Annotated in this window: 14 protein-coding genes; 1 reads left to right on the forward strand and 13 read right to left on the reverse strand. The window is 62.2% G+C overall.

What is annotated here, in order from left to right; genetic code table 11:
* Positions 1–121: 121 nt before the first annotated feature.
* The 13 genes from FNL14_RS23860 to FNL14_RS17175 all read right to left on the reverse strand — a co-directional run bounded on the left by FNL14_RS23860 (position 122) and on the right by FNL14_RS17175 (position 14,810).
* Positions 122–475, reverse strand: a complete 354-nt coding sequence (locus tag FNL14_RS23860) for a pirin-like C-terminal cupin domain-containing protein (protein WP_370455875.1) — start codon at positions 473–475, stop codon at positions 122–124.
* A 494-nt stretch (positions 476–969) separates the two neighbouring features.
* Complete coding sequence (locus FNL14_RS17120; RefSeq protein ID WP_142062344.1) at positions 970–2,553, reverse strand: acyl-CoA synthetase; 1,584 nt, start codon at positions 2,551–2,553, stop codon at positions 970–972.
* A gap of 262 nt (positions 2,554–2,815) precedes the next feature.
* Positions 2,816–3,403 (reverse strand): 3-isopropylmalate dehydratase small subunit, encoded by a 588-nt coding sequence (leuD, locus tag FNL14_RS17125; protein ID WP_142062346.1) that lies wholly within the window; start codon positions 3,401–3,403, stop codon positions 2,816–2,818.
* A 1-nt stretch (position 3,404) separates the two neighbouring features.
* A complete protein-coding gene (gene leuC / locus FNL14_RS17130; RefSeq protein ID WP_142062350.1) occupies positions 3,405–4,823 on the reverse strand; it encodes a 3-isopropylmalate dehydratase large subunit in 1,419 nt (472 codons plus the stop codon).
* 212 nt (positions 4,824–5,035) lie between these two features.
* Positions 5,036–5,971: a cytochrome b/b6 domain-containing protein gene (locus FNL14_RS17135; RefSeq protein WP_142062353.1), complete on the reverse strand. Its 936-nt coding sequence runs from the start codon at positions 5,969–5,971 to the stop codon at positions 5,036–5,038.
* 122 nt (positions 5,972–6,093) lie between these two features.
* Positions 6,094–7,068 (reverse strand): electron transfer flavoprotein subunit alpha/FixB family protein, encoded by a 975-nt coding sequence (locus tag FNL14_RS17140; protein WP_142062356.1) that lies wholly within the window; start codon positions 7,066–7,068, stop codon positions 6,094–6,096.
* Between the two features lie 15 nt (positions 7,069–7,083).
* Positions 7,084–7,857, reverse strand: coding sequence for an electron transfer flavoprotein subunit beta/FixA family protein (locus tag FNL14_RS17145; RefSeq protein WP_142062359.1), 774 nt, complete (start codon positions 7,855–7,857; stop codon positions 7,084–7,086).
* 139 nt (positions 7,858–7,996) lie between these two features.
* Positions 7,997–8,833 (reverse strand): enoyl-CoA hydratase/isomerase family protein, encoded by an 837-nt coding sequence (locus tag FNL14_RS17150; RefSeq protein ID WP_142062362.1) that lies wholly within the window; start codon positions 8,831–8,833, stop codon positions 7,997–7,999.
* 26 nt (positions 8,834–8,859) lie between these two features.
* Complete coding sequence (locus tag FNL14_RS17155) at positions 8,860–9,621, reverse strand: 3-hydroxyacyl-CoA dehydrogenase (RefSeq protein ID WP_142062364.1); 762 nt, start codon at positions 9,619–9,621, stop codon at positions 8,860–8,862.
* 91 nt (positions 9,622–9,712) lie between these two features.
* Positions 9,713–10,897 (reverse strand): thiolase family protein, encoded by a 1,185-nt coding sequence (locus FNL14_RS17160; protein ID WP_142062367.1) that lies wholly within the window; start codon positions 10,895–10,897, stop codon positions 9,713–9,715.
* Positions 10,898–10,948: 51 nt separating this feature from the next.
* Positions 10,949–12,052, reverse strand: coding sequence for an ABC transporter permease (locus FNL14_RS17165; protein ID WP_181762687.1), 1,104 nt, complete (start codon positions 12,050–12,052; stop codon positions 10,949–10,951).
* A 143-nt stretch (positions 12,053–12,195) separates the two neighbouring features.
* On the reverse strand, positions 12,196–13,653 hold the full coding sequence (locus tag FNL14_RS17170; protein ID WP_142062373.1) for an ATP-binding cassette domain-containing protein: 1,458 nt from the start codon (positions 13,651–13,653) through the stop codon (positions 12,196–12,198).
* Complete coding sequence (locus FNL14_RS17175) at positions 13,650–14,810, reverse strand: substrate-binding domain-containing protein (RefSeq protein WP_181762688.1); 1,161 nt, start codon at positions 14,808–14,810, stop codon at positions 13,650–13,652. The genes FNL14_RS17170 and FNL14_RS17175 overlap by 4 nt, the downstream gene beginning before the upstream one ends.
* A 324-nt stretch (positions 14,811–15,134) precedes the next feature.
* On the opposite strand from FNL14_RS17175, the gene FNL14_RS17180 reads away from it, so the two are divergent.
* On the forward strand, positions 15,135–15,659 hold a 525-nt coding region (locus tag FNL14_RS17180), incomplete at its 3' end, for an SDR family NAD(P)-dependent oxidoreductase (RefSeq protein WP_181762689.1).

A 15,659-nucleotide genomic window follows, 5' to 3' on the forward strand; every position in this document is an offset into this window, starting at 1 on the left:
GCCAGTGCCTTTTACCCGCTGGGGCGCAGCTGGACCTTGGGTAGCTCCGGTGTGGGCCGTGGCGATGGATAGCCCTCCGGGAAGGGCCCAAATCTGGGTACGGGGTTCCGTCCGGGTACGTTCATAGGCCGGGGGGACCGGCAGGTTCTGCACCTATTTCGGCTTGCCGTGCTATGCGTTCGGAGACGATATCGTCGTTGCTGCGCCCGACAAAGTTCCACCACAACACGATCTGTTCGCCCAGCGGCACGCCTCCGAGAATCAGCACCCGGCACAACTCAACACAGGAGGCAACCGGCAGTTCAACTCCGTGCTGCACACCATGGCCGTCAGCCAAAGCCGTGACCCCGGGCCAGGCCGGGACTACTACCTGAAGAACACCGCCGAAGGTAAAACACCCCGCTAAGCCCGTAGAGCACTCAAACGACGCCTCTCCAACGTCCTCTACAGGCGGATCCTGCACGACCCCCACCACGCTCAAAAACCGGCAGCTTGACGCACAGAGGCGCTATCAGGACAGGCCGGCTTGCCGGGCTGGATTTCGAGAATGAGCCAGGTCGGCCCACACGTCCTGGGCGGGACAATCGCCAACGGCGTGGTGTCAGAAGAGCCGAGAGTCAGACCCGCCTCACTAGACCATCCTGCGTCCAGCAAGCCGAGGACGCCTCGCCCATCCAGGAGCCAGACCAACCGGTCAACGACTCTCTAGTGAAGAGCCGACAATCTTTTCCACTACTGGTCATTTTTCGCCTATCTGGTATGTGTGCGCTTCAGGCTGACGCTCTGAAGTGTGGCCTTCAAAGTATTTACTAGAATCCCCCAAATATTTGGGCGTCGCAGTGTGCTACAGGAACTGAAGGATTCGACGAGCGAATGACTCGTTATGGTCCAGCCACGATGAACACGAAGGACATCCACAGGCATGTCGTTCGGACGCACCGAACGGCCCCAGCCCACGCCTCCGCGGGATCAATCCAAGGCAATGTCCGTGTGTTTTTCCCGCAGCTGGCGCTTCACAATTTTTCCGCTTGGGTTCTTGGGGAGTGAATCAGAAATTATTACATACTTGGGTGCCTTGAATTTCGCCAGAACGGATCTGGAATGATCGATGATCGCCTGCTCCGTCAGTCCCGAACCTGGTTTGAGGACAACCTCCGCAGCGACGGCTTCCACCCAATGAGGGTGGCTGACACCGAAGACTGCTACTTCCGCCACGCCCTCAAGAAGGTAAATCGCCTCCTCGACTTCGCGGCTGGCCACATTCTCGCCACCGGACTTGATCATGTCCTTCTTCCGGTCGACGACAGTGAGCCGGCCTGCCTCGTCGAGGTACCCCAGATCGCCCGAATGGAACCATCCATTGCGAAATGCTTCCGCGGTTTTCTCGTCGTTTCTGTAGTACCCCAGGGTCGCATGCGGACTGCGGTGGGCAATTTCGCCGACCGTGCCCGCGGGAACTTCCTGGTCCAGATCATCGAGGATGGCCGTTTCAACATTCAATGCTGCCCTTCCTGCCGATCCCGCATGTGTGAGCTGCTCGGCGGGGCCAAGGATTGTGGCCACAGGGCTCATCTCCGTTTGTCCGTAGAAATTCCACAGCTGCACCCCCGGCAATCTTCGTTGAATTTCCTTGAGGACCTCCACTGGCATGGGCGACGCGCCGTAGTAGCCTTTCCGCAAAGAAGTCAGGTCTGTCGAGTCGAACGTCGGATGGCGCAGCAGGGAAATCCATACCGTGGGCGGGGCAAAAAATTTGGTTATCTGCTCTGACTCGATCGTGCGCAGGATCGTCGCCGCATCGGCACCTCTGAGGAGCACGCTTGTCGCGCCCAGGTAAATGTCCGGTTCAAGGAAGCAGTCCAGTTGCGCGCAGTGATACAGCGGGAGCGCGTGCAGCTCGATGTCGCTGGCGCTCATGCTGCCGTCAATAACGCAACTGACGTATTGCCACATAAGGGACCGGCTGGACAGCAGCACTCCTTTCGGCCGTGACTCGGTACCTGAGGTGTACATCAACCGGATGGGGTCGTCGTCCGACACGTCCACGGGTGGGGCGAAACGGGTGTTAGAGAAGAACCACTCATTTATGTTCCGCCACCCATTCCGCCCGGCAGCAGTCCCCGGCCTGGAAATGACGATGCGGTCCGGTGATACGTAGGACCCCAGGGCTGACACGGCATCATCTGCGACTGGAACGAGGGCGTCCTCGACGACAAAAACAGATGCCCCGCTGTGCTTCAAAATGTATGAAATCTCGTCAGATCCCAACATGAAGTTGATGGGAACCAGGATGACTCCTATACGAGCCGTGGCGAAGGCTAGAACAGCGAATTCCCAGCAGTTATGCGAGAGCACAGCCAGCCTGTCACCTTTGGCAACGCCCTCGTGCAACAGGGCGGAGGACAGCCGGGCGACCAATCCATCGAATTCTCGAAAGGAGAGCCGTGTATCGCCATCGATTATGGCCACCTTGTCGGGGAATCGCATCGCCGTTCGGCGAGGCAAATCGCCAATGGCGTGCTGACGGACGCTTTGCACCAGTGGATTGTACAAGTCTTGACTCCTTCGAAGTACTTTGTGGCCACGCTTCCTGAGTGGTCTCACCTCCGCGACGACGGCCCAGAATCAGAAGTCCTGGGGCCGCCGCAGATCCCCTCTGCGATGGCACGCTCCGGCACGGCTGGTTCTTCGGTGGGGGCGGGCTATCGACGGGCTGGAATGAGAACACAAATGGCCTGCTGGAATGGCCCCCGAAAGCTGGACATACGCCGGATATACCGTTGATGAGACAGTGCGCCGAGGGATGGCGGTGACGTTAGAAGACGGTTGGCAGGAAAGGTGGTCTCCGGGCTTCGAATGACTGGATGTCAGCTTCGGCGAGCTGTGTGAGATCGATGTCGTCGAGTCCTTCGAGGAGGCGCCACTTTACATAGGTGTCGATATCGAAGGTGTACTTGCGGTCGACGCAGGTGACGGTTTGGTCTATCAGGTTGACGGTCAGTTGGAGACCGGGGGTGGCGTCGATGGCGCTCCAGATGTCATTCACGTCTGTCTGGTCGAGGCGGGCGGCTACCAGGCCTGCTTTTCCGCAGTTACCCCGGAAGATGTCCGCGAATTTTGGTGAGAGGACGACTTTGAATCCATGGTCCATCAGAGCCCAAACGGCGTGTTCCCTGGATGATCCCGTTCCGAAATCGGATCCGGCAACCAACACCGATGCGCCGGCATAACGGGGGTTGTCGAGGGGGAATGTTTCGTCTGTGCGAAGGTCGGCGAACAGTGCGTCCTGAAACCCTGTTCGGCTGATCCTTTTGAGAAACGTGGACGGGATGATTTGGTCGGTGTCAACGTTGGTCTGTTTCAGGGGCAGGGCCACGCCGGTGTGGACGGTGAATTTCTCCATGCTAGTTTCCTGTTCCGGTTTTCTGCAGATCTGATGGTGTTGAGATGGTTCCCCTGATCGCGGTCGCTGCTGCTACAGGGGGAGAGACGAGGTGGGTCATGCTGCCTCTGCCTTGACGGCCTTCGAAGTTCCGGTTGGATGTGGAGACGCACCGTTTGCCTGCCGGGACCTGGTCCGGGTTCATTCCCAGACACATGGAGCATCCGGCGAAGCGCCACTCTGCCCCAGCGTCGAGGAAGATTTGGTCCAGGCCCTCCTTCTCCGCCTGCGCCTTGACCTGCATCGAGCCAGGGACGACCAGCATTTGGATGCCTTCCTTGATCCGGTGCCCGGCCAAAACTGTTGCGGCCGCGCGCAAGTCTTCGATGCGGCCGTTTGTGCATGAACCAAGGAAGACCATGTCGACCGGAATATCCCGCATGGGCGTCCCGGCCACCAGGCCCATATAGGTCAGGGACTTCTTCGCTGCGGCCCGGTCGCGTTCTTCCGAAAAGTCATCCGGGTCCGGGACGCTGCCGCTGATGGGCACCGCCTGCGCGGGATTCGTTCCCCACGTGACAAACGGCGTGATCAGCTCAGCGTTCAGGGTGATTTCGGCGTCGTAGACGGCGTCCGGATCACTTCCCAGCGAGAGCCAGTACTCGGAGGCCGAAGCCCAGTCCGCCTCGTCCGGTGCGTGGGGCTTGCCCCTGAGGTATTCAAGAGTCTTGGCATCCGGGGCGATCATGCCGGCGCGGGCGCCGGCTTCCACGGACATGTTGCAGACGGTCATGCGCGCCTCCATGGACATCTCCTGGATGGCTTCGCCACGATATTCCAGAACGTACCCCTGTCCTCCACCGGTGCCGATCTGCGCGATCAGGGCAAGAATAACGTCTTTGGACGTGACACCGGCAGCCAGTTTGCCCTCAATGTTCACAGCCATCGTCTTGAACGGCTGCAGGGGCAGTGTCTGGGTCGCCAGGACATGCTCTGCTTCGCTGGTTCCGATGCCAAAGGCCAGAGCTCCGAAGGCGCCGTGCGTTGAAGTGTGTGAGTCGCCGCAGACGATCGTCATCCCGGGCTGTGTAAGGCCAAGCTGGGGACCGATGACGTGGACTATGCCCTGTTCTTTGCTGCCCATGTTAAAGAGGTTGATACCGAAATCCGCGCAGTTTTCGCGGAGCGTCTGAACCTGGAGCCTTGAGGTGAGGTCAACGATCGGTTTATCGATCCCGATAGTGGGCACGTTGTGGTCCTCGACAGCCAGTGTGAGGTCAGGCCTCCGAACGGTGCGGCCGGAAAGCCGTAGCCCCTCGAAAGCCTGCGGACTGGTCACCTCATTGACGAGGTGAAGATCGATGTAGAGAAGGTCAGGCTTACCCTCCTCATGGCGTACATTGTGGGATTTCCACACTTTTTCGGCAAGGGTATAGCCCATGAATAACTCTCGATTCGTCGATTCGTTCGGCGCGGTGTGAACCCGCGAAGGCAGGAATTTGGAAGTGCCGCTGTAGGGGTCAGCGGCGGGAGATTTCCGCGGAGTCCTTGTTTGTGGTGAGTCCGTCGTTCGCGCTCCAGTGGAATCAGAGCCGGATAGCCATGCTTCATCCGGTCGATTGCAGTGGCCCGTCTGGGGTGCGACTCCCCCCGCTACTTGCTGACTTTGCCCGCGAGTGAGGCGATGGGCCGCAGGAACAGCGGCCTTGCGAGGAACCACGCGGCGACGATGACGGCCAGTGACGCGGCGAACATCCCGAACCCGGTCCATCCTGCGCCGTCGTTGGCGGCGTACATGTGGTTAAGGTTTTTCAATGCGCCGGTGGTGAGCACGAGCGCCACGTGCACGATGATGAAGCCGACGAAGTACAGCATGACCGGGAAGTGGATCGCCCGGGCCGTCTCGATGGGGTAGATCCGGTTCAGTGCGGTGGCATTCTTCGGCCAGGCCCCGCTCATCCGCAGGCCGGTGGCCAGGGCCAGTGGCGCTGCGATGAAGACGATGGAGAAGTAGGCCAGCACTTGCAGCGAGTTGTAGTTGACCCAGCCGTTTTCGGTTGGCCATTGCAGCGATGCGTACTGGAGGGCTGTGGACAGGGCGTTGGGAACGATTTCCCAGCTGGTGGGCACGATCCGCATCCATTGGCCGGTAGCCAGCAGCAGGATGACGAAGATGACGCCGTTGAGCACCCACAGCGCGTCCAGGCTCAGGTGGAACCAGAGGTTCAGGCTGATCTTGGCCGGCTTTCCCTTGGTCCTGATCAGCCCGGTGTTGTTCCGGGTCCAGTGTTCCTTGGGTCTGGCTGTGGTACGCACGAGCCACCCGGATCGGATGATCAGCACGAGGAAGAACGCGTTGAGGAAGTGTTGCCAGCCCAGCCAAGCCGGCAGCCCCACCGGGGCCGTCTCCGGTAGTTCGACCTGCCCAGGGTAGGTGACCAGGAACTCCTGGACGGCCGGGAGCGTCCGCATCCACTGGGCAATGAGCACCACAGCCGCCAGCGCCACCACGGCGATGCTGATCGCTACGGCCAGTCCGACCCGCTTGTTCCCGGGCTTCACTGGCGTTTTGCTGCTAGTCGTCGGCATGACGTGTTGTCCTTTCCTGAGGGCGTGGCCACTTCTTTGGCAGCCGGATCACCGGAGCCAAAGGCTGCGAAGGAGGGGCCCGGCCCCCGTCCCGGCCCATAGTGGGGCCGGGACGGGGGCAGCTAGTTGGAGCGGGCCTGGATGGCGTCGATCAGTTGGGGAACGACGGTGAAGACGTCGCCGACGATGCCGAAGTCGGCGACGTCGAAGATGGGGGCGTCCTCGTCCTTGTTGATGGCCACGATGGTTTTGGCGGTCTGCATGCCGGCCCGGTGCTGGATGGCGCCGGAGATCCCCAGCGCGACGTACAGTTGCGGAGAGACGGTGATGCCGGTCTGGCCGACCTGGGAGCCTTGTTCGATGTAGCCGGCGTCAACGGCGGCGCGGGAAGCGCCGACAGCGGCGCCGAGAGCGTCGGCGAGCCGCTCGACGAGCACGAAATCCTCTCTGGAACCGAGGCCGCGGCCGCCGGAGACCACACTGGTCGCCCCGCGCAACGCCGGCCGGCCGGAACCGGATTCTGCGGCGTGCAGCGTGTCGATTCTTGCAGAGTTTCCGGCGTCGATGTTCAGTGCGACGGTGGTGACCGTAGGGGTTGCCGCGGCGGCGCGCTCGTCCAGGGCACCCTGGCGCAGGGTGATGACCGCCGGGCCGGGGTGCACTGTCGCTTCAACAGTGTAGGCACCGCCGAAGACCGAGTGGATGCCCACGGCGGACCCGTCGTCGTTTACCCGCACGTCCACGACGTCGGCCAGCAGCCCGGCACCGGTACGGACCGCGAACCGGCCCGCGACCTCCCGGCTTTCAACCGAGTTCGCCACGATAACCGCGGACGGTTCCAGAGCCTGGGCCGCGGATGTGAGCGCTTCGACCTGGGCGGCCGCGATCACGCGACCCACGTGTGCGCTCTCCGCGATGTAGACCTGCTGCGCGCCGAGGGCACCAAGCTGGGCAGCAAGGCCAGTGCCGTCTCCCGGGTGTGTTGTTACGACAGCCACCGGGGTGCCGAGTTTTGCTGCCGCGGCAATCAGTGCCGGGGCGCTTGTGGCAAGAACGCCTGTGGGTGAGATTTCAATCAGTGCCAGTACGTTTGTCATGTCAGTCTCCTCGAATCAGATCAGGCGGCGGGCGACCAGAAACTCGGCGAGCTCCCGTGCCGCGGTTCCGTCGTCGACGATCTTCTTACCGGCAGTGCGTGCCGGCCGCTCGGAAATGCTGCACACCTCTGAGGTGCCGCCGCCCGTGTGCCCGTCAAAGCCCAGGTCCACCAGAGAGAAGGTGACGAGGGGCTTGCGCCGGGCGGACATGATGCCCTTGAAATTCGGGAAGCGTGCCTCGGCGGACCGTTCGGTCACTGACACGATGGCCGGCAGTGCCGTGCTCACGGCCAGCGTCCCTGCCTCCACGGTGACCTCGCCGGCCACGGCGCCCTCGGTGATCTCCACTGTGTTCAGCGAAGGAAGGAGCGGCAGCCCGAGATGCTCGGCCACCATCGCCGGCACTAAGCCGCCCCGGCCGTCGGTCGATTCATTGCCAGCGACAACCAGGTCAAAACCGGTCTGCCGTACGGCAGCGGCCAGGACGGCAGCCGTCATCGCTATGTCGGCGCCTTTCAGACGGTCGTCCTCCACATGCACGGCGGAGTCCGCCCCCATGGACAATGCCTTGCGCAGCGCCGTCGTCGCGGAGGCAGGACCCATGGTCAGCACCACAACCTCGCTACCCTTGTTCGCATCCTTATGACGCAGCGCCACCTCCAGGGCGCGCTCGTTGATTTCGTCCGCAACGCCCTCACTTGCGCCGCGGTCCAGCAGGCCCGTCGAGGCGTCGAGTCTGCGCTCCTCCTCGGTATCGGGAACCTGCTTCACCAGAACAATGATTTTCACGGGACTTTCCTCCTGCTGTTAATGCTTCGACTAAAAGGTCCAGGATCTATTTGTTGTGTCCCCATTGAGTACGAGGCTTCCCTGGTGCTTGCCGTGATTGCTCCCATGGGATGCCCTGACCTCCCCGCACCACCGGCCTTCACCGCCTGCGCACCTGTGCGGTGCTGAGACCGTCCACAGTGCGGATAGTCCTTTCTGACGCATTCTTCGCGGTTCCGCGTTCGGCGAATGCGGTGATGCGCCGCACTGTGTCCTCATTCGAAGCCAGCGACGAGATCGTGCGCAGCTCGTCCTCGAGGTGTTCCGCGTATGACGACAGGCGTTGAGCGCTCAGGAGGCGCCTGGTCGGCCCAAGGGTCTGGGTCGCTCCGGCAGCCAGGCTCTCCCCCAACTCCCTGGCGCGGTCTCGCAGGCCGGACGTGTCCACTAGTTCACTGACCAGGCCCCACTCGAGGCCGTCGCGGGCACTGGCGACCCGGCCAGCCAGACATATTTCGGCGGTGCGTCGCGGTCCTACCATCTGGGGCAGCAGGTAGGAGACGCCGCAGTCCGGGGTCAGGCCCACCCCAGCGTAGGCGCTTAGGAAGGTGGCTTCGGGAGCGGCGAGGACAAAGTCAGCGTTGAGCACCAGCCCCAGCCCCGCGCCGGCGGCAGGTCCGTGAACCGCCGCGATGCTCACGAGCCGGGACCGGGCCATGGCCAAAACCACCTCATGCATGGTCCCGGCAAGCTCCAGCAGATAGCCGCTCTTGTCCTGCGCATCGGCCATCCCTGCCACATCGCCGCCCGCGCAGAAGTATTTGCCGGATCCCTGGAGCACCAGGACGTGGCAATCCGGGTCGGACTCGGCGAGGTCAAGGGCAGCAGCAAATTCTTCGGCCAGCGGGATGCTGAGTGCATTGGCTTCGTCGGGCCGGTCCAGCGTCAGCCACATCAACGCGCCGTCACGGTCCGCTTTTACCAGGTCAAAGTTCATGGGGTTCCTTCAAGGCCGTATTCCGGTTAGCGGGGCGCCATGCGGACCGCGCCGTCGAGGCGGATCGTCTCACCGTTGAGCATCGGGTTTTCGATGATGTGGAGGGCCAAGGCGGCGTATTCTTCGGGTGTCCCCAGCCGGGACGGATGAGGCGTCTGGGATTCAAGGGAAGAAATTGCATCCGCTGGCAACGAATCGAACATCGGCGTGTGGAACAGGCCGGGGGCAATTGTCATGACCCTGATCCTGTGCTGGGCCAGGTCGCGCGCGATCGGAAGCGTCATTCCGGTGACCCCGGCCTTGGACGCCGAATATGCCGCCTGTCCGACCTGTCCATCAAAGGCTGCCACCGATGCGGTATTGATGACGACGCCGCGCTCCTCGGCATCCGTCGGTTCCTCGATCATCCGCGCGGCCGCCACGCGGATGACGTTGAACGTGCCGATCAGGTTGATCTCTACGACCTTCCGGAAATCCTTCAGCGGATGCGGCCCCTTCTTGCCGACCACGCGCACTGCGCTGGCAATACCGGCGCAGTTGACCACGACATCCAGTCCACCCAGTTCCGTGGCCGCGTCCACGGCGGCCTGAACATCAGTTTCGTCGGTAACGTCAGTCGGGACAAACCTGACGAGCTCCCCGAGTTTCTTGGCGATCACCTCACCGTTGGAGGAGGCCAGATCCGCAATCACGACAGATCCGCCCGCTTTCACGAAACGGCGCACCGTCGCGAGGCCGAGGCCCGAAGCCCCTCCCGTCACCAGCGCTGTCTTATTGGTGATCTCCATGATGACTCCCTAAATTCTGATGATCGTTGATTACTGCCCCGGCTACCGGGCTGGCGGCGTGCCAGCAGGACCACAAATGGCCGCTTTGCTGTCAGGACAGGCGACGGAAAAGCGCGGCTAAGGCCTGGCCTCCGCCTATGCACATGGTGACGATGCCAAGCTCCAGGTCCCGGCGGACCAGATCCTTGGCAACCCGCAGGCTCAGAATCGCTCCCGTTGCGCCAACAGGATGGCCGAGGGCGATTGCCCCGCCGTAGGGATTCGTTTTTCCCGGGTCCAGTTTGGCATCGCGGATAACGGCGACAGCCTGCGATGCAAAGGCCTCGTTCAGCTCGATCGTGTCAACGTCCGCCGGAGTGGTACCTGTCTGTTCGAACAGCTTCCGAAGCGCCAGCACAGGGGCATACCCCATCAAACCGGGCGCCATAGCCGCCGTTGCCACCGCTTCCAAGGTGACCAGCCCCGTCAAGCCGCGCCCGGCGGCAACGGATTCCCGAGCAAGGACAACGGCGGCGGCACCATCGTTGATCCCCGAGGAATTGCCGGCCGTGACGGTTCCGTCAACCTCGAAGACGGGACGAAGCTTGGCCAGTGCATCCAGCGTCGTGCCAGGCCTGGGATGTTCGTCCTTCTCAACCGTCAGTGGTTTGCGCCCGGCGATATGCACCTGGGTGATCTCCTCGGCGAAGGCGGCACGGGCAGCCTCGGTGGCGGCTCGTCGCTGGGATTCGAGGGCGAATTCGTCCTGTTCCTGTCGCGACACGTTGTATTTTCTTGCCACATTTTCCGCGGTCACACCCATGTGTTTCCCGCTGAGCGGATCCGTCAGGATGGCGACGGTGCCGTCGACGAGTGCCTTATCGCCGAGCTTGTAGCCATTTCTGGCCCCGAAGTCGTAGAAAGGCATCCGGGTCATGGATTCGTTGCCGCCCGCCACGGCGAGATCCGCCCCGCCCCAACGCATCTGCATCGCGGCGGACCAGATGGCCTGAAGGCCGCTGCCGCAGAGACGGTTCACGGTGTAGGCGGGGGCACTGTCGGGCAGTCCTGCGGCGATTGCCACCCTGCGGGCGTTGTAGGCATCGGGACCGACCTGTCCGATGCATCCCATCACGACCTCGTCGATCTCCGATGCCTCGACCCCGGAGCGATGCAAGGCGGCTCGTACGGCCGTGGCACCGAGTTCGAACCCTGGCACGTCCCTAAAAGCGCCGCCGAAGCTGCCGATCGGAGTCCGTGCCCCCTCCAAAAGGACGATCTTTTCGTTTTTGCTCATGGTTGGCCTAGTTATCACTAATCGGGAGCAGCCCTGTAATCATGGTTTGCCCTAGGACGATCTGCGGGTTGTTGATGCGGCGACCGCGAGGATCAGTACGGCGCCGTTGACGACGGGGACCCACGTGAACGGAAGGCCGCCCACCACCAGGCCCTGCGCCACCCATTGCACGGCGATGCCGGCGACCAATGTTCCCCAGACCGTAAAGTGACCGCCTTTGGAGAACAGCACCGTGGAGACGAAGGCCGCCGCGAACGCCGGGAGCAGGTAAGGAACTGCGATGCCTGGGTTGGCTCCGCCGAGCTGTGCAGCAAGGACGATTCCTGTCAGGCCTGCAAGCAGTCCTGCGATCACAAACGAGATCACAATCTGGCGCCCGACCTGGACCCCCGAAAGGCGAGCGGCCACTGGATTGGCCCCCGATGCCCTCACGTATCGACCAAAGGTCGTGAAGGCCAGCGCCAGCCACAGAACAAGAGCCACAAGGACGACCAGTCCGGCCACTAATGAGACTGAGTTCACCCACGAGGGCACCTGCAGAATCGAGCCACCGGCAACGAAGCCCACGGCGGTCGCAAGGGCAGCAATGGAGGCCGAACGCCGGGCCAGCCGCGTGCTGGAAAGCTTGCGACGAAGTGCCCTGAACGAGCCGTATGCCAGTGCGGCGAGAGCGATCCACACGATCACAGCCGGAACCGTCGATTGGAACGAACCGAACGAGCCGCTTCCGCTGAACCAGCCCGGCAGCGGGTGCTCTGCCGTGGGTGTCACAGCCGTGCCACCCGAATACACGGACGACAGTCCGAGGAATACCCCGCTGGTGCCGAGAGTGGCGATAAAAGCGTTGACCCTGAACACCACCACCAGCACGCCGTTAAGGAGTCCTCCCAGCATGCCGACCACAAGGCACGTCACCAGCACTGCGGAGAACGGCCAGCCCTGTTGCGTCGCAAGTCCGACCGTCAGATACGTGGTCAGCGTAGCCATACTGGCACCGGAGAGGTCGAACTGCCCGGAAATCAGGGGGAACACCAGTGCCAAGGCAAGGATGAGGATCGGCGCCACTTGGTGGATATCCAAAACTCGAGCGTTGATGTCCAAAAAGCCTGCGCCGAGCCAAATGGCATAGGCAACGAAGATGCCGAAGAAAGCCAATCCGGTCAACATGTCGGGGAACCCGGCGAACCACCGCCGTGACGGTCGCGTGGGCCCACGGTCCCCCGTGCCCGAAGGCCGCCCGGGTGCTTCAGAGGACGGCGCGGACGCCTGTGGGCCCGTGTCGGAGATGGGCTTGTTCATCATAGGATCGACTCCAAAGTCTCGTTGTTCAAATCGTCTCGGGCAGTCAGTTGATCCATCCGCCCGTCCTTGACCACTCCGATGCGGTCACACACGGCGAACAGGTCCTCGGCGTCTGAGGACACCACGAGCACGGCGGCCCCCTGGGCTGGCAGGCCCAGGATCGTTCGGTAGATCTCCGCCCTCGTGCCGATGTCCACGCCGCGGGTCGGCTCACAAAGGACGTAAAGGTCCGGCTCCTTGAGCAGCACCCGGCCAAACAGCACCTTCTGCTTGTTCCCCCCGGACAGGACGTCATACGGACCATCTGCGTCGGACGGCGTCACACAGAGCTCTTTGATCACCCGGCGTGCTGCCGCCTGTTCCTTGTCCTTCCGAACTATTCCGTTCGAGGACGCCCACCGATGCATGGACGAGATCATCAGGTTGTCAGTAACACTCAGCCCGTCCAAGCCTGATTGGGTCTCTCGGTGCGGTGGGATCAGCGCCCGTTTCAAGCTGTGGCCGAACTGGATCGAGCCGCCGTCTGGCCGCGACGTACCGGAGGCAAGGTAGGCGACTTCGTACAGTCCCGAGCCCGGGAGCCCCGTCAGCCCGACGATCTCGCCCCGCCGAATAGTGAGATCGATTGGGCCGAGTCCCTCGTACGTCGTGCTGGTGAACGTGAGGACCGGCCCACCCAGGGCAGGGGGCGCGCCTTTTGAGACGAGGGTATCTGACTCGTCCTCGACCAGTGCCCGCACCAGCGCGTCGTGGTCAAGGGTCGCTGCGTCTGCATCCGTAGCGATACGCCCGTCGATGATCACGACGATCCTGTCTGTGAACTCGAGTACCTCGGAGAGTTTGTGCGTTACCATGACCACCGTTGCACCTGCCCGCGCCATGGAGCGCAGGGCCGCAACCACGCGCGCGGCCTCGTCGGTCGGCAGATTCGAGGTCGCCTCGTCGACGAAAAGAGTGGTCGCACCCGCCTGGAACGCCCGCGCGACCGCGACGAGCGTCTTCTCGCCCGGAGCCAACGCCGCGACGGGTTGATCAACGTCGACGTCGAGACCGACGGCATTGATGGCAGTCATGGCGGCCCTGCGCTCCGCAGAATGATTGAGGATCGGCCCGAACCGGCGCATCGGCGCCAGGCCCAGCCGGAGGTTTTCAGACACTGACAAATCATCGATCAGCCCTAGGTCCTGGTGGATGAAGGCGACGTCCGAGCGGTCCGCCAATGACCTCACGGGCTCATCGCCCAACCTCACCTCGCCAGTGTCGTACGAATAGACCCCGGCGAGGATCTTGATTAGCGTCGATTTGCCGGCCCCGTTCGGACCCATAAATCCGGTCACCGTCCCCGGACGGAACTCCACACTCAAGTCCCGGAGCACGGTGTTCGTGCCGAACTTCTTCGACAGGCCCGAGATCCTGACCCCACCGGAGGACCTTGAGGGCACGCCTTCACTCACGGTTTGCCCCAGAGCTTTTTGAACTGAGCTACGTACTTGGCGGAGTTCGGCGAGGTGCCGTCCGTCGGGTAGGCATCAGCCGTGCTCTTGTCGACGAGGCCAACCTTGGTGGAGTCCGCACCCTTCCACAGCGGTTTGCCCTGCATCTGGCGTGCGAGGAGGTCCATCATAGCGTACGCGTGGTACTCCCAGTTGTTGGTCGTCACCGCAGAAACGTTGTAGTCCTTGTTTTTCAACTCTGCGATTGCCGCTGGGAGCGCATCGAACGTGGTGATGCTCAGATCCATGCGGCCAGCTGCGGCAGCGGTCTTGGCATAGGCCTGGGCAGCACCATCGGAGTAACCCAAGACATCGGTGAACTTGCCCTTTGGATTCGTCGAGAGGAACGCCGAGAAGTAGGGCGGTCCCGGCTGCGCGAGGTCGGCGCTGCTGACGGTCTCTTTGTCGATCGTGCAAGCCGGGCACATTTCCTGGATATAAGCCGACGCACCTTCGACGCGGTTCACGACGAGGGCGTACTGCTTGTCGTAGTACATCTTGATTTTCGCCTTACCCCCGCTGTTGGCGACCATCGCCACCGCAGCCATCCGGCCTTCATTCGTGAAGTCGTCGCTCGCCAGTATGATCTGGTCCTGCAATACTGTGTTTACGACGTTGAACCCGCCGACTAGTTTGCCGGACTTGAGTGCACCCTCGATCGATGTCTTCAGCAGCGCTGCGTCGAGCCCCTCGTAGACGATGGCGTCAAAGTCTGACTGGCTCGCCTGCTCGATGTAGTTGGCAATCTTCCCAACGTCCAGCTGGCCGTCGAAGACCGTCGGGGTCCACCCGATGTCCTTCGCCGCCTGCTCGAGGAAACGGGTCTCATAGACGCCCGAGGTGCTGTTCTGCCCAATGGAAATGATCGCGACCTTCTTGTGCCCAGGATCGATCGCATCGGTCGGCATCGGCAGCTCCAGGTTTGCCACGTTCAGGGCGGCCTTGTAGTCCGCCTCGGCTTGAGCCAGTCCCTTCGAGTCAGCAGCAGCGCCGGCGCCCTCGGAACCACCGACGGCTGGCGTACCGGTAGCTGAGCCGCACCCGGTGACGAGCGAGAGCGCCAGAAGCGCACTGGCGCCAGCGGCCCGCCTTCTTCCGGGCTGCGTGGTCGAAAGCATATTCCGTAGTTTCATTAGTTCCCTCGTTAGGTTCAAGGTCAGCGCTGCAAACAGGACAGCATCGGCCAATGTTCACTCGCGCCAGTTCACGGCAATCCATGCAGGCACGTCTCCGGATGAAGATTTATCGAATCTAGAGCACCGCACCAAAATCGTCAAGCCTTTTATGATTTTGCGGTTTCGGTTACGGTAGGCGTGGCGAGATCGTCGAAATCTCGACGAGAGGGGCAAAATTTCTGCCGTCCCAGTTACACCGCAGCGCAGCTCGAAGGCTCATGGCAGCAGGGAAACTCAGAATCACACGACAGCTTAAGGATGGAAGCCATGGGTCAACTCAGTGGGAAAGTAGCGATCGTGACCGGCGCCGCGTCAGGCATCGGCCAGGCGCAGGCGAATCTCTTCCTGCGCGAAGGCGCGCGGGTGGCCTTGCTCGATCAAGCTCCCATCATGCCCGACAGCATCGCCGAGTTCGGTGAGAACGCGATGGCACTCACGGCCGATGTATCGTCGACGGAGGATTGGCGCGACAACATCCAGGAGGTCATCAGATGTTTTGGCGACATCAATGTCTTGGTGAACACGGCCGGTGTTGGCATCTTTGGCCCCGTTGAAGAAACCACGCCGGAACAGTTCACCACCATGTTTCGGGTCAACCAGCTCGGCGTGTTTCTCGGTATCAAGCACGTGGCTCCCAGCATGCGAACCGCCGGAGGCGGCTCGATCATCAATATCGCCTCCGGAGCGGGCCTTCGCGGGCTGGTCAACATGTCCTGCTACTCGTCGACCAAGTGGGCCGTCCGTGGCCTGACACGGAGCGCGGCGATCGAGCTGGGCCCGGACAAGATCCGG

This window comes from Pseudarthrobacter sp. B4EP4b (genome assembly GCF_006680095.1).
In the GTDB taxonomy this organism is placed as follows: domain Bacteria; phylum Actinomycetota; class Actinomycetes; order Actinomycetales; family Micrococcaceae; genus Arthrobacter.